This window comes from Sulfitobacter indolifex (assembly GCF_022788655.1).
In the GTDB taxonomy this organism is placed as follows: Bacteria; Pseudomonadota; Alphaproteobacteria; order Rhodobacterales; family Rhodobacteraceae; genus Sulfitobacter; species Sulfitobacter indolifex.
Genome location: NZ_CP084951.1, coordinates 736140 through 755038, shown reverse-complemented (window position 1 = coordinate 755038; position 18899 = coordinate 736140). Strand labels below are relative to the sequence as shown.

18 protein-coding genes are annotated in these 18899 nt (G+C 61.4%); 10 read left to right on the top strand and 8 right to left on the bottom strand.

All coding sequences use genetic code 11. From position 1 onward, the window contains the following. Positions 1-17: 17 nt before the first annotated feature. Positions 18-248, bottom strand: a complete 231-nt coding sequence (locus tag DSM14862_RS03700) for a hypothetical protein (RefSeq protein ID WP_007119076.1) — start codon at positions 246-248, stop codon at positions 18-20. 102 nt (positions 249-350) lie between these two features. Further along, positions 351-1112: a helix-turn-helix transcriptional regulator gene (locus DSM14862_RS03695; protein WP_007119075.1), complete on the bottom strand. Its 762-nt coding sequence runs from the start codon at positions 1110-1112 to the stop codon at positions 351-353. A 189-nt stretch (positions 1113-1301) separates the two neighbouring features. On the opposite strand from DSM14862_RS03695, the gene DSM14862_RS03690 reads away from it, so the two are divergent. The 8 genes from DSM14862_RS03690 to DSM14862_RS03655 all read left to right on the top strand — a co-directional run bounded on the left by DSM14862_RS03690 (position 1302) and on the right by DSM14862_RS03655 (position 9485). After that, complete coding sequence (locus DSM14862_RS03690; protein ID WP_007119074.1) at positions 1302-1703, top strand: MerR family transcriptional regulator; 402 nt, start codon at positions 1302-1304, stop codon at positions 1701-1703. 38 nt (positions 1704-1741) lie between these two features. Further along, positions 1742-3523 carry an acyl-CoA dehydrogenase C-terminal domain-containing protein gene (locus DSM14862_RS03685; protein ID WP_007119073.1) on the top strand — a complete coding sequence of 594 codons (1782 nt, stop codon included), beginning with the start codon at positions 1742-1744 and terminating at the stop codon, positions 3521-3523. Between the two features lie 49 nt (positions 3524-3572). Then, positions 3573-3785: a hypothetical protein gene (locus tag DSM14862_RS03680; RefSeq protein WP_007119072.1), complete on the top strand. Its 213-nt coding sequence runs from the start codon at positions 3573-3575 to the stop codon at positions 3783-3785. A 23-nt stretch (positions 3786-3808) separates the two neighbouring features. Next, positions 3809-4957: an acyl-CoA dehydrogenase family protein gene (locus DSM14862_RS03675; protein WP_040700921.1), complete on the top strand. Its 1149-nt coding sequence runs from the start codon at positions 3809-3811 to the stop codon at positions 4955-4957. A gap of 136 nt (positions 4958-5093) precedes the next feature. Further along, entirely contained in the window at positions 5094-5732 is a 639-nt protein-coding gene (locus tag DSM14862_RS03670; RefSeq protein ID WP_040701006.1) for a glutathione S-transferase family protein, read from the top strand. Positions 5733-5749: 17 nt separating this feature from the next. Further along, entirely contained in the window at positions 5750-6964 is a 1215-nt protein-coding gene (locus DSM14862_RS03665) for an acetyl-CoA C-acetyltransferase (RefSeq protein ID WP_007119069.1), read from the top strand. Further along, the gene (locus tag DSM14862_RS03660) at positions 6964-7260 is read left to right on the top strand and encodes a hypothetical protein (protein ID WP_007119068.1); all 297 of its coding nucleotides are present in this window, start codon (positions 6964-6966) and stop codon (positions 7258-7260) included. Before DSM14862_RS03665 ends, DSM14862_RS03660 begins: the two co-directional genes overlap by 1 nt. A 20-nt stretch (positions 7261-7280) precedes the next feature. Then, positions 7281-9485 (top strand): 3-hydroxyacyl-CoA dehydrogenase NAD-binding domain-containing protein, encoded by a 2205-nt coding sequence (locus DSM14862_RS03655; RefSeq protein WP_007119067.1) that lies wholly within the window; start codon positions 7281-7283, stop codon positions 9483-9485. Between the two features lie 203 nt (positions 9486-9688). Here the strand turns inward: DSM14862_RS03655 and DSM14862_RS03650 are convergent, their stop codons facing one another. Continuing rightward, positions 9689-10336: a sulfotransferase family protein gene (locus tag DSM14862_RS03650; RefSeq protein WP_007119066.1), complete on the bottom strand. Its 648-nt coding sequence runs from the start codon at positions 10334-10336 to the stop codon at positions 9689-9691. Continuing rightward, a complete protein-coding gene (locus tag DSM14862_RS03645) occupies positions 10333-11265 on the bottom strand; it encodes a DMT family transporter (protein ID WP_007119065.1) in 933 nt (310 codons plus the stop codon). Before DSM14862_RS03645 ends, DSM14862_RS03650 begins: the two co-directional genes overlap by 4 nt. A 95-nt stretch (positions 11266-11360) precedes the next feature. Here DSM14862_RS03645 and DSM14862_RS03640 point away from each other — a divergent pair, with 95 nt between their 5' ends. Both DSM14862_RS03640 and DSM14862_RS03635 read left to right on the top strand, forming a co-directional pair. Further along, a complete protein-coding gene (locus DSM14862_RS03640; protein ID WP_007119064.1) occupies positions 11361-12986 on the top strand; it encodes an AMP-binding protein in 1626 nt (541 codons plus the stop codon). Positions 12987-13072: 86 nt separating this feature from the next. After that, complete coding sequence (locus tag DSM14862_RS03635) at positions 13073-14089, top strand: hypothetical protein (RefSeq protein WP_040700918.1); 1017 nt, start codon at positions 13073-13075, stop codon at positions 14087-14089. A 69-nt stretch (positions 14090-14158) separates the two neighbouring features. Here DSM14862_RS03635 and DSM14862_RS03630 read toward each other — a convergent pair whose 3' ends face one another. The 4 genes from DSM14862_RS03630 to DSM14862_RS03615 form a co-directional block, all read right to left on the bottom strand. Further along, positions 14159-15601 carry an SPOR domain-containing protein gene (locus DSM14862_RS03630; protein ID WP_040700916.1) on the bottom strand — a complete coding sequence of 481 codons (1443 nt, stop codon included), beginning with the start codon at positions 15599-15601 and terminating at the stop codon, positions 14159-14161. An 87-nt stretch (positions 15602-15688) separates the two neighbouring features. Continuing rightward, entirely contained in the window at positions 15689-16321 is a 633-nt protein-coding gene (upp, locus tag DSM14862_RS03625; protein WP_113075692.1) for a uracil phosphoribosyltransferase, read from the bottom strand. A 79-nt stretch (positions 16322-16400) separates the two neighbouring features. Further along, entirely contained in the window at positions 16401-17591 is a 1191-nt protein-coding gene (locus DSM14862_RS03620; protein ID WP_007119060.1) for a phosphopentomutase, read from the bottom strand. After that, entirely contained in the window at positions 17591-18895 is a 1305-nt protein-coding gene (locus tag DSM14862_RS03615) for a thymidine phosphorylase (RefSeq protein ID WP_007119059.1), read from the bottom strand. The genes DSM14862_RS03620 and DSM14862_RS03615 overlap by 1 nt, the downstream gene beginning before the upstream one ends. Between the last annotated feature and the right edge of the window lie 4 nt (positions 18896-18899).

Genomic DNA, 18899 nt, shown 5'->3' with positions numbered 1-18899 from the left:
CGCCCTCCTGCGAGAGTTCAGTGACTGCTGCGCTGAGACAGTTGCCTGATGAGCATTTGCAAATCAGCGGCAATACGAATGAGGTCAGACACCGTATCTGGGTTTGCGGCTCCGGCCAGATCAAAGGCGCTATTCTCAATGATCTCCGACGCGGCTTTGAGGTCCGTGACCACACGTTGGCGCGTCTTTTGGTCAGAACCGTTTCCAGTCCCGTTACCTGTGCCTGTCTTCTCGTTTTCGTCCGACATACCTCACGCCTTTCTAGGTCAAGTTCCCTGACCTACAGAGCGCCCCCGCCGGGGTCATGTCACGCAGTCACGCGACAGCACAGCATGCTATTATGGTACCCGTTACGGCGCATTGTCTTTTGGACGGCGCAGCAGTCCTGCCCCCAGCCCCCGAATGGCTGCGGTGGTACGATCGTTCACGTCGAGCTTGGCAAAAATTCGGCGCACGATCGTATCCACCGTATGCGGCGAAATCCCAAGTATTTCAGCGATGACACCGTTGCTTTTGCCGGTAGCAATCCACTCCAACACCTCAACTTCACGCGGAGAGAGGCCAAAATCACGGGGCGATTGGCTCTCGGCCAAAGCGCAATACCGCAGGTGCGCAATCTGGGCGGCACAAAGAAGTTTATAGAGCGCAATTGATGACAAACGCGCCTGTTTCGCCGCAAATCCCAACCCCACGACGGCAGAATCTCCGCCAGGGCCGTGGACCTTTAGGGAAATGCCGTCATTTGGATACCGCCCCAGCAGCCTGTCCATATATGCACGCTCAGCGCGGGTAAGGCGGGCTTCTTTGGACACGGCTGACCAATAGACTGGCAGAACCTGCTGTCGGGCTATGGCTTCGACAGGGCTTTCGCGTAGCGTCTCTACGTCCAAGAACCGCGAATGCCACCGGGGCGTCTCCGCACCCGTCGCCTCATACCGATAGAGGATTGCCGGCGCGCCTGTGCTATCGCCATGATAGCTCACCAAATCGATCCCATGCGGTTGATAATAGGCCAGCCCACAAGCCAATAGGCTCGCTGCGGTCATAGCGTCCTGACAACACTGAACCAGCTCATCCAGCGTTTTGGGACTATGTTGATTGAGGTCGATCATCTCCCGTCCACTCCGATGCCCAGCGCCGTGGAGCGGACAGCCCGCCCCCGCAGCGCATGTCAAACCAAACGGTCGTTCCCTCGCGCACAAAGTGACGCAACGTATCGCTTACGTCAACGTCAGCTTCCGTTGTAACAGAAACGCCAGTCCCCACCTAAAGTCCTGAAACGACCATTGGAGAGTGATGAGATGACCGCCGACACGCTGACCATTCGCCAGATGTGCGACGCCTTTGAAGTGACCCCCCGCACCCTGCGCTTCTATGAGGCGAAAGAGTTGCTCTTCCCGCTGCGGGAAGGTCAGAAACGGCTGTTCACCAAAAGCGATCGCGCCCGGCTCAAGCTGATCCTGCGCGGCAAACGTTTTGGGTTCAGCCTCGAAGAAATTCGCCAGTTGCTCGACCTATACCACATGGGCGACCAACAGCAGACTCAAATCGCCGCCGCTTATGACGTGGCCCGCGCCCGATTGGCCGATCTAGAATTGCGCCGCGAAGAGCTGAACGAGGCCATCGACGACCTCAAAGACCAGTTAAAATGGGGGGAAAAGATGATCGCCTCCATGAACCAACCGCGCCGCGCCGCCGAATAATTATTAACACCCATAAAAAGACCACCCGGAGAGCATAGATGCCCAGCTACACAGCCCCCACCAAAGACCTGCAATTCGTTCTGCATGACGTGCTGAAAGTCACCGAAAGCAAGACACCCGGCTATGATGAGCTGGAGCCTGATTTCACCGCCGCCATCCTTGACGAAGCGGGCAAGCTGACCTCCGAAGTCCTCGCTCCGCTGAACGCCGTGGGCGACAAGGAAGGCTGCCGTCTGGAAAATGGTGTGGTCTATACGCCCAAGGGTTTCAAAGAAGCCTTTGAGAAGGTCAAAGAAGGTGGCTGGCCCGGTCTCGACATGCCCGAGCAATACGGCGGGCAGAACATGCCTTATGTCATCGGCACCGCCGTCGGCGAGATGTTCTCTGCCGCGAACCAAGCCTTTACCATGTACCAAGGCCTGACCCACGGCGCGGCCTCCGCGATCCTCGCCCATGGCACCGACGCACAGAAAGACACCTATCTGCCCAAGATGGTCTCCTGCGAATGGACCGGTACCATGAACCTGACCGAGCCGCATTGCGGCACCGATCTGGGCCTGATGCGCACCAAAGCAGTCCCACAGGACGACGGCAGCTACAAAATCTCCGGCCAGAAGATCTTCATCTCCTCGGGCGAACACGACATGGCCGACAACATCATCCATCTGGTGCTGGCCAAGATCGAAGGTGGGCCTGAGGGCATCAAGGGCGTGTCGCTCTTCATCGTGCCGAAGTTCATGGTCAAGGAAGACGGTAGCCTTGGCGAGCGCAACGGCGTCTCCGTCGGCTCCATTGAGGAAAAAATGGGCATCCACGGCAACTCAACCTGCGTGATGAACTACGACGGTGCCACCGGCTACCTGCTGGGGACCGAGCACAAAGGCATGCGCGCTATGTTCACCATGATGAATGAGGCCCGCGTCGGCGTCGGCATGCAGGGTCTGGCACAGGCAGAAGTCGCCTACCAAAACGCGGTGATCTACGCCAACGATCGCCTGCAAGGCCGCGCCGTGACCGGTGCCGTGGCGCCCGAAAAAGCGGCTGACCCGCTGATCGTACACCCCGACATCCGCCGTTCTCTGATGGACCAGAAAAGCTTTGTCGAAGCCGCCCGCGCCTTCATCCTCTGGGGTGCGACGATGATCGACGCCGCCCACCGCGCCGATGACAAAGACGCCGACGGTCTGGTGTCGCTGCTAACGCCTGTCATCAAGGGTTTCCTGACCGATCAAGGCTACGACATGACCGTGAAGGCCCAGCAGGTCTACGGCGGCCACGGCTATATCGAAGAATGGGGCATGTCCCAGTTCACCCGCGACGCCCGGATCGCCCAGATCTACGAAGGCGCCAACGGCGTGCAGGCGCTGGACCTCGTGGGTCGCAAACTGGCCCAAGACGGCGGCAAACACGTCATGGCCTTCTTCGATCTGGTCAAAGGCTTCATTAAAGACAACGCAGGCCAAGACGCCGAGTTCGACGCGGCCTTCCTTGACCCATTGAAAGCAGCGAGCAAAGACCTGCAATCGGCGGGCATGTACTTCATGCAGAACGGCATGAAGAACCCCAACAACGCGCTCGCGGGCTCCAATGACTTCATGCATATGTTCGGCCATGTCTGCTTGGGCCTGATGTGGGCCAAAATGGGTTTGGCTGCGAAAGAAGCCCTCAAGACCGGCAGCGGCGACGCCACGTTCTACGAGACGAAACTCGCAACCGGGCGCTACTATATGGCACGGCAACTGCCCGCCACGGCCCTGCACCTGACCCGCATCCAATCGGGCGCGGACACAGTCATGGCGCTGGAGGCCGCAAACTTCTAAAACGGGTGGTGGGGGTACGCCCCCACCCTGCCCAACACCCGGAGAGACCATGCCCAAACGCTTCCGCCTGACCCGCCGCTTCCCCGTCGCTATGACCGAAGAAGGCTACCGCAGGCTCAAGAAGTTCAGCACGGATGCAGGTCTTGATGAAGGGGAAGCACTGTCGTTCCTGTTCGAGAATTTCAACTCGGTCATGAACGAAGAAAACCTGACCGCGCGGCTGCGCCTGTTCAACGCTGAACTGGATGCCCGCAAACGCTGAACCCTTGGGGAGGGGGCCAGAAGATGCAGAACAAAACATCCACATGGATGACCGATGAACACCAGATGATCGCCGATATGACGGCGCAGTTCATCAACACCGAATGGGCGCCCAAATTCGAGAAATGGCGCAAGCAAGGCCAGATGGACCGCGAGACATGGGTCCAAGCCGGTGAGCTCGGCCTGCTTTGCCCCTCAGTGCCCGAAGAATACGGCGGCGCCGGTGGTGATTTTGGCCACGAAGCCGCGATCCTAATCGAAGGCTCCCGCGCCAACCTCGCCTCTTGGGGCCACGGCATCCATTCCGGCATCGTGGCGCATTACATCCTCGCCTATGGCACCGAAGACCAGAAGAAACGCTGGCTGCCCAAGATGGTTTCGGGCGAGCTTGTCGGCGCACTCGCGATGACCGAACCCTCCACCGGCTCTGACGTGCAGCGGATCAAGACCAAGGCCGTGCGCGACGGCAATGCGTATAAACTGTCGGGCCAAAAAACTTTCATCACAAACGGCCAACACGCAAACCTAATCATTGTCGCCGCCAAGACCGATCCCAAGGAAGGCTCCAAAGGCGTCTCGCTCGTCGTCGTCGAAACCGGCGGCGCACAGGGTTTTCAACGCGGCCGCAACCTCGACAAGATCGGCCTGCCCGCGGCGGACACCTCGGAACTGTTCTTCGACAACGTCGAAATTGCGCCCGAAAACATCCTCGGCCAAGAAGAAGGCCAAGGCTTCTACCAGATGATGAAGCAACTTCCCCAAGAACGGCTGATCATCGGCTGCGGCGCGGTGGGAGCGATGGAAGGCGCCGTGGCCCGCACGATCGCCTACTGCAAAGAGCGCGAAGCCTTCGGCGGCCCGCTGACTCAGTTTCAGAACACCCGCTTCCAATTGGCCGAGGTCAAAACCAAGACCGCCGTGTCGCGGGCATTCCTCGACGAATGCATCAGCGAGCACCTGCGCGGCGAGTTGACCGTCGATAAAGCCGCGATGCAGAAATATTGGCTCACCGACACCCAAGGCGAAGTGCTCGATGCGTGCTTGCAACTGCACGGCGGCTACGGCTTCATGCAGGAATATGCCGTTGGTGAAATGTGGGCCGACGCGCGGGTGCAACGGATCTATGGTGGCACCAATGAGATCATGAAGGAACTGATCGCGCGCAGCCTTTAACCGCGCGCCAGGGCCCGACCGCCGCGCAGAGGTATTTAAGAAAGGATGAAGATATGGCCCACTCTGCCCCCTTCATCCTTTTAAAAATACCGTCCGAATGTGCAGCGGGCGCCAACAGAATGAGGAGGAGAACAACGTGACCATTCAGCTCTATTGCTTTGGTGAATCCGGTAATGCCTACAAAGCTGCGCTCGCTTTGGAACTCTCAGGACTAGACTGGGAGCCGGTGAAGGTAGATTTCTTCGGCGGCCAGACGCGCCAGCCTGATTACCGCGCAGAGATCAATAATATGGGCGAAGCGCCAGTGATGGTCGACGGTGATCTGCGCCTAACCCAATCGGGTGTAATTCAGGATTACGTAGCGGAAAAGTCAGGAAAATTCGGCGGGCGCGACGCGACGGAACGGCGTGAAATCCTGCGGTGGGTGCTATGGGATAACCACAAGCTTAGTGGCGTGGCCGGGATGACTCGTTTTTTGATGAACTTTCTACCCGAGGACAAACGCCCTGCAGAGGTCATCGCCTTTAGCCAAGGACGGCTTAAGGCAGCCTACGCAGTGCTGAACGATCATCTCGATGGCCGCGACTGGATCGTGGGCGACGAATTAACCAACGCGGACCTGAGCTGTTGCGGGTATCTTTATTACCCCGAACCTTTCGGCTTCGACCGTAGCGACTGGCCGCATATCGACGCGTGGCTCACGCGTCTGAGTGAAACACCGGGCTGGAAAGCCCCATACGACCTGATGCCCGGCAGCCCTGCTGACCGCGCTTGATCCCGGAGGACATGAACATGACCCAAGACGCTTATATCTACGACGCCCTGCGCACCCCCCGTGGCAAAGGCCGCAAGGACGGCGCGCTGCACGAAGTCACGTCGCTGCGCCTCTCGGCCTTGACGCTGAATGCCCTCAAGGAGCGCAACAACCTTGAAGGTCACGCTGTTGAGGATGTGATCTGGGGCAATGTGACCCAAGTCATGGAACAGGGCGGCTGTCTGGCCCGCTCTGCCGTGCTGGCCTCGGACCTAGATGAGCGCATCCCCGGTTTGGCGATCAACCGTTTCTGCGCCTCTGGTATGGAAGCTGTGAACCTTGCCGCCAACCAAGTCAGAGGCGGCGCGGGTGACGGCTATATCGCGGGCGGGGTCGAGATGATGGGCCGCGTGGCCATGGGCGCTGATGGTGCGGCGATTGCCGTAGACCCAACGCTGGCGATGGAGAAATACTTCGTCCCGCAGGGCATCTCGGCGGACATTATCGCGACCGAGTTCGGCTTCACCCGCGATGAGGCGGATCAATTGGCCATGCAGTCTCAGCAGCGCGCGGCGCGGGCTTGGGAAGAGGGCCGCTTTGACAAATCCGTGATCACCGTGCGCGATCAGAACGGCCTCGCGATTTTGGACCGTGACGAATACATGCGCCCGCAAACCGATATGCAGTCGCTTGGCGGCTTGAACCCGGCGTTCCAGCAGATGGGTGAAGTCATGCCCGGCTTCGACAAAATTGCGCTGATGAAATACCCGCATCTGGAGCGGATCAACCATATCCACCACGCCGGCAACTCGTCCGGCATCGTTGATGGGGCCGCTGCCGTGTTGATCGGCAACAAGGAGTTTGGTGAAAAACACGGTCTGAAGCCCCGCGCCCGCATCCGCGCCACGGCCAAGATCGGCACCGACCCGACCATCATGCTGACCGGCCCGGTCCCGGTGACCGAGAAAATCCTCAAGGACAACGGCATGAATATCGGTGACATTGATCTGTTCGAGGTCAACGAAGCCTTTGCCGCCGTTGTCATGCGTTTCATGCAGGCCTTTGACGTGGACGATAGCAAGGTGAACGTGAACGGCGGCGGCATTGCCATGGGTCACCCACTGGGGGCCACCGGTGCGATGATCATCGGCATTCTGCTCGATGAGATGGAACGCGCGGACAAGGAAGTGGGCCTCGCCACGCTTTGCATCGCGTCCGGCATGGGTGCCGCAACCATCATCGAGCGCGTCTAATGGCCTCGGATCATCCTTTCCACGCGGTTGCGGCGCTTGCCGCGGCCCGTGGCACGCCGGACCTGCAGATCAAGGTCGAACGCGGTGGCGATTATGTGCGGCTCTATAGCACCGACCCTGCCCTATTCTTCAAACACCGCGACGATCCCAGTGACAGCTTTGACCGCGAAGCCTTTGGCCAGTCCAAACGCATCCTGCTCAGTGCCGATGACTGTGACGCGGGCCCCGAAGCCACGCTGGCCCTGATCGAGACGCTGCTGGAAAAATTCGCTGGCTACACGTTTCAGCGCCCCTAACCCATTTGAGGGAGAGACCAATGACCGATTTTACATTGAATAAAGACGCCGAGGGCATCGCCACCATCACATGGGACGTGCCGGGCAAGAGCATGAACGTGATGTCCTTTGACGGGCTGCGTGATCTGGAAACGCACATCGACGATGCGCTGGCCGATGACGCCGTGAAGGGCATCATCATCACCTCTGGCAAGGAAGGGTCTTTTGCCGGCGGCATGGACCTCAACCTGCTGGCCAAGATGAAAGACGATGCGGGCGACGATCCGGCCAAGGGGCTGTTCGAGGGCACGATGAAAATGCACGCCCTGCTGCGCAAGATCGAACGCGCAGGTATGGACCCGAAGACCAACAAGGGCGGCAAGCCTGTGGCCTGCGTGATCCCCGGCACGGCGGCGGGCATCGGGTTGGAACTACCATTGGCCACACATCGGACGTTTGCCGCCAACAATCCCAAGGCGCGCATCGGCTTGCCTGAAATCCTCGTTGGGATTTTCCCGGGTGCCGGTGGCACCACGCGGATGGTGCGCAAGCTTGGCGCGATGGCGGCCTCGCCCTTCCTGCTCGAAGGCAAGATGGTCAGCCCCGACGCTGCCGTTAAAGCCGGTATTTTGGATGAGGTCAGCGATGACCCGATGGCCGCCGCGCGTGACTGGGTGTTGGGCGCCAAAGACGCCGATCTGGTGAAACCGTGGGATGCCAAGGGCTACAAGATGCCCGGCGGTGCGCCTTATCACCCGGCGGGTTTCATGACCTTTGTGGGTGCCTCGGCCATGGTCAACGGCAAGACGCAGGGCGTCTATCCGGCGGCCAAGGCGTTGCTCTCGGCGGTCTATGAAGGTGCGCTGGTGCCTTTCGACACGGCGCTCAAGATCGAAGCACGCTGGTTCACCAATGTTCTGATGAACCCGTCCTCGGGCAATATGATCCGCTCGCTCTTCCTCAACAAAGAAGCGTTGGAGAAGGGTGCTGTGCGTCCTGAAGGTGTGCCGGACCAGCGCGTGAAGAAACTGGGCGTTCTGGGTGCAGGCATGATGGGTGCGGGCATCACGCTGGTGTCGGCCCAAGCGGGCATCGAAGTCGTACTGGTCGACCAGACGCAGGAAGCCGCCGATAAGGGCAAAGCCTATTCCGCGAGCTATTTCGACAAGGGCATCGCCCGGAAGAAATCGACCGCGGAGAAGAAAGAGGCCGCGCTGAACCTGATCACTGCGACCACCGATCTGGATGCGCTGAAAGGCTGTGACCTAATCATTGAGGCCGTTTTCGAAGACCCCAAAGTGAAGGCTGAGATGACCCAGAAAGTCGAAGCCGTGATCCCCGAAGATTGCATCTTTGCCTCTAACACCTCGACCCTGCCGATCACCGATCTGGCGAAAGCGTCGAGCCGTCAGGAGCAGTTCATCGGGATCCACTTCTTCTCGCCCGTTGAAAAGATGCTGCTGGTAGAGATCATTAAGGGCAAGCAGACCGGCGACCGGGCCGTGGCCAAGGCGCTCGACTATGTGCGCCAGATCCGCAAGACGCCGATCGTGGTGAACGACGCGCGCTTCTTCTACGCCAACCGCTGCATCATCCCCTATATCAACGAGGGTGTGCGCATGGTCCAAGAGGGCGTTGAGCCCGCGTTGATCGAGAATGCCGCCAAGCTCGTTGGCATGCCGCTGGGGCCGTTGCAGTTGATGGACGAGACCTCGATTGATCTCGGCGCCAAGATTGCCCGCGCGACCAAGGCAGCGATGGGTGCGGACTATCCGAACGATGACATCGACCCGCTGGTCTTCTGGATGGAGAGCGAGGGCCGTTTGGGCCGCAAGGCGAACGCTGGTTTCTACAGCTATGACGCCAAGGGCAAGCGCGAGGGTCTGTGGAAGGGCATGGGGGACAAGTATCCCGTGGCCGAGCAGCAGCCCGATCTGATTGAGGTGCAGCACCGACTGCTCTTCAGCCAAGTACTGGAAGCTGTGCGGGCGCTTGAGGAAGGCGTGCTGATGGACATCCGCGAGGGTGACGTTGGGGCGATCCTCGGCTGGGGCTTCGCGCCTTGGTCCGGTGGCCCGCTGAGCTGGCTCGACATGATCGGCGCGCCCTATGCCGCGGAACGTTGCGACCAGTTGACTGAGAAGTTCGGTGAGCGGTTTGCTTGCCCGGAGTTGCTGCGCGAGATGGCGAGCAAGGGGCAGAGCTTTTACGGGCGGTTCAACCCGGATGCCACAAAGGCAGCTTGATAGATCGGGGCGCTTCGGCGCCCCTTTTTATTGGGACCACAAGGGTCATCGCCTGCCCGCGGGTCGGCGATCATTACGGTCGTTCATGCCACTTTATGTCTCGGCCATGATGTGCGCTCTCAATGTCGCACCCAGCCTCACCAAATCGCCAGCCCGCCGGGACGGGCAGGCGATGGCCCGGCGCCTGCGGCTTGGTTCCGGGCTTAGGGGCCGCCGTAAACGTAGCCAAACCGTGCGATATCCTCGGCGCAGACCTCGGCCACGATATCGCGCAACTCTGGCGTGTAAGCCGCCGCCTCCTCGCGAGCCGAAGCATTCACCCGTGGCAATTCCAATTCAAACCCTAGATGCGCAAACAACGGCTGCGCATCCTCAGAAAAATGCTCCAACCGGATATACAAATCACAGCGCTCCCGCCCCGCCGCGTCCTCCATATACCGCCGCGCATGCCACGCCCGCAAACTCGCACGCGTCTGCGGATGCCGCAGGAACCCTGCAAAATCCTCCGCCTTGGCCAGACGCACCGCCGGATGCTCAAACCCCTGCCCGCGCAGCCAGCGGTAATAGCTTGCCACCCGATCCCACGGGTTGCGCACCAGCGTGAAGCAGAACAACCCGTCCAACTCCTCCGCCGATACCAGCCCGTCGATATCTGCCAGCGTGGAATGCTTCCACAACCGCCCCGCCGCCTGCCCCCCCTGCAACCGCCGCCGCCGTTTCAGCGCTTTGGGCGTGTCACCCAGCATCAGATCGTCCTTCATCGCCCGCCCCTCCAGCGCCAAGGCCAGCGAGGTGCCCCCAGTTTTAGGAATATGCACAAAGGCGTAGCGACGGCCGCGGCTGATGATCACTCTACTGCCTCCGGCGCGCGCAGGGTCGAAGGCTCATCGCTGCGCAGGGCAATCACCGCGCCCGCCAGCGCGATCAATGCCATGCCAACAAAGCCAAGCGCTGAGACCGTCTGCCCCCAAAGCACCCAGGCCCAAAAACTGGCGAAAATTAGCAACGAATACTCAAAGATCGCCACATGCCCGGCCTCGCCCAATTGGTAGCCGCGCACCAACAGCCCAATGCCCACCAGCGAGCCCACGGCCTGTACCGCGATCCAGAACCACATCGCCCCATCCAGCGGCCCCCATGTGCGGCTGACGAAGCCTTGCGCCCCCGTCACCTCGGCGCCCGGCAAGATCAGCATGCCAATCCCGCCCATCACCGCCAACATGCCAAAGAACCCGGCGGTCATGACCATGGTGCTTTCGCCCTCGCACCACGCCCGCGTTGCCACAGCACCGATGGCATAGAGCACCCCAGCCAGAAGCGGCAGAAAGGCCACGGGATCAAGGTCGGACGGGTCGGGTCGGATCACCATCAACGCCCCGGCAAAGCCCACGGCCACGGCACCCCACCGCCAGCGCCCGACGCGTTTGCCCTGAAACAGGGCCGAGATCATCAACACGAACAGCGGCGAGGTGAACAGCCCCGCCACCACAACGCCGATAGGCAAAAATGCCAGACAGCCGAAATAGATCAACATGGCCCCAGCCTGGAAAAGGCTTCGTCCGACCACCGCCCAGAACCGCAGCGGACGCAATATGCCAAGGCCAAAAGCCGCCAACACCGCGAGGATCGCCACCGCCATGATCCCGCGCACAAAATGGAACTGCCAGAGCGAGCCGCGCTCAGAAATATAGGGCACAAAGTTATCCGTGAGCCCCAATGCCGCCATGCCGCCCACCGCGCATAGCGCCGCCATGCCTGATTTTACCGCTACGTCCTGCATCAATCCTCCTTTTCGCGTCCTGCCCTCTTTGCAAAGTCACGCCTCAGCAGCAATACTCAACCCTAAATCGCAACCAATGCCTTGGGAGGGGTCGCATGGGGTGGATGACAGACGAGCGCGGGCTGGATAAATGCGCGGCGAACTTTGTGCCGCTGACGCCGCTGTCACATCTGCGTCGCGCGGCACAGGTCTTTCCGACCCAAACGGCGGTGATCTATGCCAACCACCACGCCACCTATGCGCAGTACCATGACCGCTGCACTCGGCTGGCCTCTGCGCTTGTAAAGTTGGGCGTTGCTCCGGGCGATGTCGTGGCCACGCTCATTCCCAACCTGCCCGCACAGGCCGAAGCGCATTTTGGCGTACCCGCCTGCGGTGCGGTGCTTAATACCATCAACATCCGGCTCGATGTGGGCACGGTGTCCTACATCCTTGATCATGGCGGCGCGGTTGTGCTGCTGGTCGACAGCGAGTTTATCGCTTTAGCCGAGGCCGCCTGCGCTGCCATGGATGGCCCGCCACCTGCGATTGTCGAAGTGCCCGACACGGATGCGGGGCACCCGCCCACAGGCCGCCATCCGCTTTACGAAGACCTACTGTCCGAGGGCGACCCCGCCTTCGATTGGATCTTGCCAAGCGACGAGTGGGAAAGCCTTGCGCTGAACTATACCTCTGGCACCACCGGGCGGCCCAAGGGTGTGGTTTATCACCACCGCGGCGCCTACCTAATGACCATGGGCACGGTCGTCTCATGGCAGATGGTGCTGCGCCCGGTCTTTATGCAGATCGTGCCGCTGTTTCACTGCAACGGCTGGAACCACACGTGGATGATGCCCCTGCTGGGCGGCACGCTGGTCTGTTGTCGCGACATCACGGCGGCGGCGATCTATGACGCCATCGCCGATCACGACGTCACCCATTTCGGCGGCGCACCGATCGTGCTGAACATGTTGGTCAACGCTGCTCAGGAAGACCGCCGCGCCTTCGATCATACGGTCGAAGTCTTCACCGCTGGTGCGCCCCCCGCCCCCGCAACCCTGTCGAAGATCGAGAAACTGGGCTTCAACGTCACGCAAGTCTACGGGCTGACCGAAACCTTTGGCCATGTCACCGAATGCCTCTGGCAAAGCGATTGGGACGCCCTGTCAGAAAACGAACGCGCCGCGATCAAAGCGCGCCAAGGCATTGCCATGCCGATGATGGAGGAGATCACCGTCACAGACGCCGAGATGTCCCAAACCCCGCGCGATGGCAAAGCGCAGGGTGAGATCATGATCCGGGGCAATGCGGTGATGAAAGGTTATCTCAAGAACCCCGAAGCAACGGCCGAGGCTTTTGCAGGCGGGTATTTCCACTCCGGCGACATCGCGGTGCAGCATCCCGACGGCTATATCCAAATCTCTGACCGGGCCAAGGACATCATCATTTCTGGTGGAGAGAACATCTCAAGCGTTGAGGTTGAGGGCGTCTTGATGGGTCACGACGCGGTTAATCTGGCCGCCGTGGTGGCGCAACCGCATGACAAATGGGGCGAGGTGCCCTGCGCTTTTGTTGAGATAAAACCGGGGTCAGAGGCCACCGAAGAGGCGCTGATTGCCTTCACCCGCGAAAGCCTTGCCGGGTTCAAAACCCCCAAACGGGTGATTTTTGGCGAGTTGCCTAAAACCTCCACCGGGAAGATACAGAAATTTGAACTTCGAAAACGGGCCGCAGCGCTCTAAGTCGGGGCGCATTATGTCACCTCCCATTGCTGATCCCGCAGCGCGTGGTAGAGTGGCGAAAATTGACAGGCCCGCAGCAGAACCCCATGACCGCCTTGACAAAATACGCCCGGCTCGAAGCGACGGGCCTTTGGCGCGCTACGCCCGAAGCGCAGCGACGCGAGGTGATCGTATCCATCGGTGATGCGACGCTGGTGATCAGTGATCTTAAGGATCAGGCGCTGACCCATTGGTCGCTTGCGGCGATCGAGCGGGCCAACGCAGGGCAACTGCCCGCGCTCTATCATCCTGACGGTGATCCGGGTGAAACGCTGGAACTGCCCGACGATGAGACCCAGATGATCGAGGCCATCGAGAAGCTGCGCCGCGCAATCAACCGCAGCCGCCCAAAACCGGGCCGCCTGCGGTGGATGGGCATGGCGGCATCTGTGGCCGTGGTGGCCGCGCTCGCGGTGTTCTGGATGCCCGGCGCACTGCGCGATCACGCCATCAAAGTGGTCCCAGACGTCAAACGCACCTCCTTGGGCACCGCGCTGCTGAAACGGCTTGAACGGGTCTCTGGCCCTGCCTGCGAAAGCGCGGGGGGCAGTGCGGCGCTGTCACGCCTCTCCAAGCGGTTGGAGGTGGGACGCGTGGCGATCCTGCCCGATATGACCCGTCCGAGCCTTCATCTGCCCGGACGCCTTATCGTGCTCGACCGCGCGGTGCTGGAAGATCACGAAGAACCAGACGTCGCCGCGGGCTATGTGTTGACCGAAGATGTCCTGCGGGTAGAACATGACCCCTTGCGCGCGCTGCTAGAGGCGGTTGGCCTGCGTGAGAACTTCCGACTGTTGACCACCGGCGACATCTCCTCAGAGGCGCTTGATGCCTATGCTGAGCAACTTCTGCTGCGCCCGGCTGCCAACAAACCGCAGGTCGACATGCAGCTGGCCCGCTTTGCCAAGGCTGAGTTGCGCAGCACCCCTTATGGCTATGCGCGCGACATCACGGGCGAAACCACCCTGCCCCTGATCGAAGGCGATCCGATGAGCGGTAAGCTGACCGCGCCGCTGTTGTCGGATGCTGATTGGCTGAGATTGCAAAACATCTGCGGCGGTTGACCGACCCGCACAACGCAAAAGGCCAGCCGGGGGGAACCACGGCTGGCCTTTGTTGTCTTCGCAATACGCTCAGCGGCGCAGGTAGGCGTCGCGGTATCCCGCCCGGCGCAGCTGGCTTACCGCCGATTGAACCGACCCACCCGCGATAGGACCGGCCTGAACGCTGTGATAGGTCTTGCCACCGCGTGTCTGTTTGCCGATGCGGGCAGGCAGGCCCATACCGGCGATCTGGCGTGCCGCGCGTTGGGCATTGGCCGGGCTGCCAAAGACACCGACCTGAACGTAACCCGCGCTTGCGCTTGGCTGTGGCACAGGGGTCGACCGGCTGGAATAGACCGGCTCTGCTTTGATCGGGCGGGCGTCGCGATGCACCGGCGCGGCATTGCGGTAGCGCACGACGCGTTTCACCACTTGGCCGTCCCGCTCAACAATCTTGACCAGCCCCAGTTTGCGACGCTGTGTTTCGATATCAAGATAGGGGTAAATCAGCGGCACTTTGGCAGTCACGTCTTCGCCGGTCGCCTTGTTCACCAAACGGCGCGGCAAGGTCTGGGTCCAGACCAGCAGCATGTCAGCGCGGCCTTCCAAGGTCTGCTCGGCCCGGTGCGGGTTCAGACGATCGTCTTCCCAAACCTTTTTATAGCCGTGTGGGACTTTCACATTGGTGGTGTTCAAACGGTTGATCGCCACATGTTTCGGCACGATCCGCGTCTGGGTGCCCACGGCTTTGGCAGGCGGCGCGGTGACCACCGGGGCAGTGACTGCAACAGGCGTCACGATCCGTGCGGGTGCTGCGACAACGCCGGGCATCATACCCGCGCTGCGGTAGGGCTGCGGTGCCGTGCCGCGCTGTGGGCTCGAGGGCGCAAACCGGCCCGTCACGATAGGTTCGGCCTGCGGGCCACAGCGCACGCTATAGCCATCACCGCGCCGCATGTAGCGTTGGGACAAGGGCGACGCGTCGGGGCAAGCTGTGCCCTCAAATGTAGGCGCCGCCAAGGTGACTGGTTTGCTCGGCACCACGGGCACAGGACGCGGCGCGGTTTGACGCACGACGACGGGCGCGGCGGTGCGTACCGGCGCAGGGGCCACCCGGCGCACGACCTTTTGCGGTGCGGGGCGGGCCACCGGCGCTTTGCGCGCTTTTGCAGTGGCGGCCGATGCTTCGGTCACGCGGGTCGGAGCTGGCTTGGCGGGTGTCGGCTCAACCGCAACCTTTTCAGCCACTGCGACCTTCGCCGCAGGCGCCGCTGCAGTTTGCACGCCACCGGTTGGCTGAAAGCCGCAAACTTGATCTCGTGCCCGGCTCATGCGCGGCACCCATGACACATTGCCGTCGATCCCTGCCCGGATAAACACACATCCCGCGCTGTCGACATATTGCTTGCCCTTGTAAGAGGACGGCGGAAATTCTGCTGGCTGGCTGCGGCTGTCTTGGGCCTGCGACTGCGATCCGCCGACGCCCAAAGCAGCGACGATCATCGCCATGGCAATACTTCTGGTAAGTGTCATCTAATGCCCCCACACTATCTGGTAGAACGATGCATCAGCGCGCGGCCTGAGTAAAGCACCGCGCGCTACATTGCTGATTTTACCCGATCACTTGGTGCCAAACATCCGGTCACCCGCATCGCCGAGACCCGGAATGATATATCCCTTCTCGTTCAGGGCTTCGTCCAGCGAGGCCGTGACGATCCGCACATCGGGATGCGCTTTCTTCATCGTGGCCACCCCTTCGGGCGAGGCAAGCAGACATAGGAAGATGATATTCGTGGCGCCCGCTTGTTTCAGCAAATCAATTGCTGCAACCGAGGAGTTGCCAGTGGCGAGCATCGGATCGACGGCAATCACCAGACGGTCATCCAGCCCTTCGGGCACTTTGAAGTAATACTGCACCGGCTGAAGCGTTTCTTCGTCCCGGTAAAGACCAACAAATCCGACCCGTGCCGACGGGATCAGTTCCAGCACACCGTCCATCAGACCATTGCCCGCCCGCAGGATCGAGATCAGCGCCAGCTTTTTGCCGTCTAGCGTCGGCGCGTCCATCTCTTGCATCGGGGTTTCGATGCGTTTGGTCGTCATCGGCAGACCGCGCGTGACCTCATAGGCCAAAAGCTGGCTGATCTCGCGCAGCAATTGCCGGAACACCGCCGTGGGCGTGTCCTTGTCGCGCATGATGGTCAGCTTGTGCTGCACCAGCGGGTGGTCGACGATCGTGAGGTGGTTGGGGATATCGGTCATGCGGCAGGCTCCTTTAGTTGCCTTGCTTCTAGCCGCACAAGTGCCTCGCTCGCAAGCAAAGGCTGCGCGGCTACTCCGGCACCTTTATCCCCAAATGCCCGGCAACAAGTGCCGCGACATCGGTAAAACTAATCTGACCCAGCTCCCCCGCCCCGGTTCCGGCGACCAGCACCGGCACCCTTTCGCGTGTGTGATCGCTGCCCGACCATGTGGGATCGTTGCCGTGATCCGCTGTGACGACCAGCATGTCACCGTCGCGCAGCGCGTCGATGACCTTGCCGATCTCGGCGTCGAACCACTCCAACGCGCGGGCATAACCCGACACATCGCGGCGGTGGCCATAAAGGCTGTCGAACTCCACGAAATTGGCAAATGTCAGGCTGCCCTCTTCGGCCTCGTTCATCAGATCATTCAAATGCCCCATCAGCACCGCATCCGGGCCTTTGCGCAGCTCATCAATGCCCTGCATGGTGAAGATGTCGCCGATCTTGCCTACCGCATAAACACGCCCCCCGGCGTTTTGCACCCAGTTGGTTAGCACCGGTTTCGGCGGCGTGATGGCATAATCGCGGCGGTTGGCAGTGCGCTCAAACGCGCCCGGCTTGCCGGTGAAAGGCCGCGCGATCACCCGGCCGACCTTCATCTCATGCAAGCGCGGCGCGATGTCTTCGCAAAGCTTCAGCAGACGGTCGAGGCCAAAGGTTTCTTCATGTGCTGCGATCTGGAAAACGCTGTCGGCGGACGTATAGCAAATCGGCCAGCCGCTCTCGCAATGCTCTGCCCCCAGCCGTTCGATGATCGCCGTGCCGGAGGCGTGGCAGTCCCCCAAAATGCCCTCCGTTCCCGCCAGCCGCGCGACCTCCTCCGTTAGGTCGGCCGGAAAGGCAGGGTGCTCATCTGGGAAGTAATGCCATGCCCAAGGCACCGGCAACCCGGCCAATTCCCAGTGCCCCGAGGGGGTATCCTTGCCCTGAGAGATTTCCGTTGCCGCGCCCCATCGCCCCTCGGGCGTGGCGCCCAAGCCCGGTGCCTCCATCCCGCTGGCGAGCGTCAGCGCAGCACCCAGCCCCAACCGGTCGAGATTGGGCAAAGTAAGCGGCCCACTGCGGCCCTCCTCGGCCTTTCCCGCAGCACAGGCCAGCGCGATATGGCCCAGCGTATTGGCCCCGCTATCCGGCAGATCGCCGTTAAAGAAATCCCCCGCATCCGGCGCACCGCCGATACCTACGGAATCAATCACGACCAAAAAAGCACGTCCCATCAACCGATCCTTTCAAAGATCAAATCCGGTGCCGCGACCGGCGCATCGCCCAAGCTGATCGCCGCCAGTACAGCCGCCTCGGCGGCATCCGCAGCCTCTGGCCGCGCCGCATGGATCATCGCCAAGGGTTGACCTGCCTGCACCTCATCGCCCAGACGCAGCACTTCTGAGAGGCCGACCGCCGGGTCGATCCGATCCGCCTCAACCACGCGACCTCCGCCAAGGTTGACGACAGCCATGCCAAGCGCGGCCCCGTCGATTGCGTTGACATAACCGGCGCGCGGCGCAGGCACAGCGCGGATCACAGGAGCCTCGGGCAGGACGCGGTGCCAAGTCTCAGCGAAATCTGCAGGCGCGCCCATCGCACTTAGCATGCGCGCGAAATGCTCCAATGCACGGCCATCGGCAACTGCTGCGCGCAGCGCTTGCGCGCCCGCTTCCGCATCCGCCGCCAAACCGCCACTGGCAAGCAGGCCGCCCCCCAGCTCGACTGTCACATCAAGGATCGGCCCGGTCTTCGCCCCCGTCAACACCCGCATGACTTCGGCCACTTCCAGCGCGTTGCCAAGGCTTGGCACCAGCGGCTGGTTCATGTCGCTGATGACCGCCGTGGTCGGGCAACCCGCCGCCGTAGCGGTGCCGCTCAGCGCTTGCGCCAAAGCGCGCGCCTCGGCCAAATCTTTCATGAAGGCGCCGCTGCCAACTTTCACGTCCAGCACCAACCCATCCAGCCCCGCCGCGAGTTTCTTGGACAGGATCGACGCGGTGATCAGGTCGAGCGAGTCGACCGTCGATGTCACATCCCGCACCGCGTAAAGCCGCCGATCCGCTGGGGCGATGTCGCCACTGGCGCTGACGATGGCGCAGCCGACTGTCCTCACGACCTCGCGAAACTGCGCCTCTTCCAACTGAGTACTAACGCCGGGAATCGCCTCCAGCTTATCAAGCGTGCCGCCCGTGTGACCCAAGCCCCGGCCCGAAATCATCGGCACGAACGCTCCGCACGCGGCCAGCGCCGGGGCAAGGATCAGTGACACACAATCGCCCACACCCCCGGTGGAATGTTTATCCAGCACCGGGCCGTCCAAGTCCCACGCCAGCACCCGCCCCGAATCGCGCATCGCAAGCGTCAGCGCCACGCGGCCTTGCTCATCCAAGCCGTTAAGGCAGATGCCCATGGCAAAAGCCCCGGCCTGTGCGTCGCTCACCGAGCCGTCAGCCAACGCGCCCGCCATCCAAGACAGGGCTTCGGCGTCCAGCGCCTTGCCGTGGCGCAGACGCGCCAAAATATTCCGCGCGCTCATAGGC

Bases quoted from the DNA above. Each gene is read 5' to 3' on its own strand.
- DSM14862_RS03700 (WP_007119076.1), bottom strand. From the start codon at position 248: ATGTCGGACGAAAACGAGAAGACAGGCACAGGTAACGGGACTGGAAAC.
- DSM14862_RS03695 (WP_007119075.1), bottom strand. From the start codon at position 1,112: ATGATCGACCTCAATCAACATAGTCCCAAAACGCTGGATGAGCTGGTT.
- DSM14862_RS03690 (WP_007119074.1), top strand. From the start codon at position 1,302: ATGACCGCCGACACGCTGACCATTCGCCAGATGTGCGACGCCTTTGAA.
- DSM14862_RS03685 (WP_007119073.1), top strand. From the start codon at position 1,742: ATGCCCAGCTACACAGCCCCCACCAAAGACCTGCAATTCGTTCTGCAT.
- DSM14862_RS03680 (WP_007119072.1), top strand. From the start codon at position 3,573: ATGCCCAAACGCTTCCGCCTGACCCGCCGCTTCCCCGTCGCTATGACC.
- DSM14862_RS03675 (WP_040700921.1), top strand. From the start codon at position 3,809: ATGCAGAACAAAACATCCACATGGATGACCGATGAACACCAGATGATC.
- DSM14862_RS03665 (WP_007119069.1), top strand. From the start codon at position 5,750: ATGACCCAAGACGCTTATATCTACGACGCCCTGCGCACCCCCCGTGGC.
- DSM14862_RS03660 (WP_007119068.1), top strand. From the start codon at position 6,964: ATGGCCTCGGATCATCCTTTCCACGCGGTTGCGGCGCTTGCCGCGGCC.
- DSM14862_RS03655 (WP_007119067.1), top strand. From the start codon at position 7,281: ATGACCGATTTTACATTGAATAAAGACGCCGAGGGCATCGCCACCATC.
- DSM14862_RS03645 (WP_007119065.1), bottom strand. From the start codon at position 11,265: ATGCAGGACGTAGCGGTAAAATCAGGCATGGCGGCGCTATGCGCGGTG.
- DSM14862_RS03640 (WP_007119064.1), top strand. From the start codon at position 11,361: ATGGGGTGGATGACAGACGAGCGCGGGCTGGATAAATGCGCGGCGAAC.
- DSM14862_RS03635 (WP_040700918.1), top strand. From the start codon at position 13,073: ATGACCGCCTTGACAAAATACGCCCGGCTCGAAGCGACGGGCCTTTGG.
- DSM14862_RS03630 (WP_040700916.1), bottom strand. From the start codon at position 15,601: ATGACACTTACCAGAAGTATTGCCATGGCGATGATCGTCGCTGCTTTG.
- DSM14862_RS03620 (WP_007119060.1), bottom strand. From the start codon at position 17,591: ATGGGACGTGCTTTTTTGGTCGTGATTGATTCCGTAGGTATCGGCGGT.
- DSM14862_RS03615 (WP_007119059.1), bottom strand. From the start codon at position 18,895: ATGAGCGCGCGGAATATTTTGGCGCGTCTGCGCCACGGCAAGGCGCTG.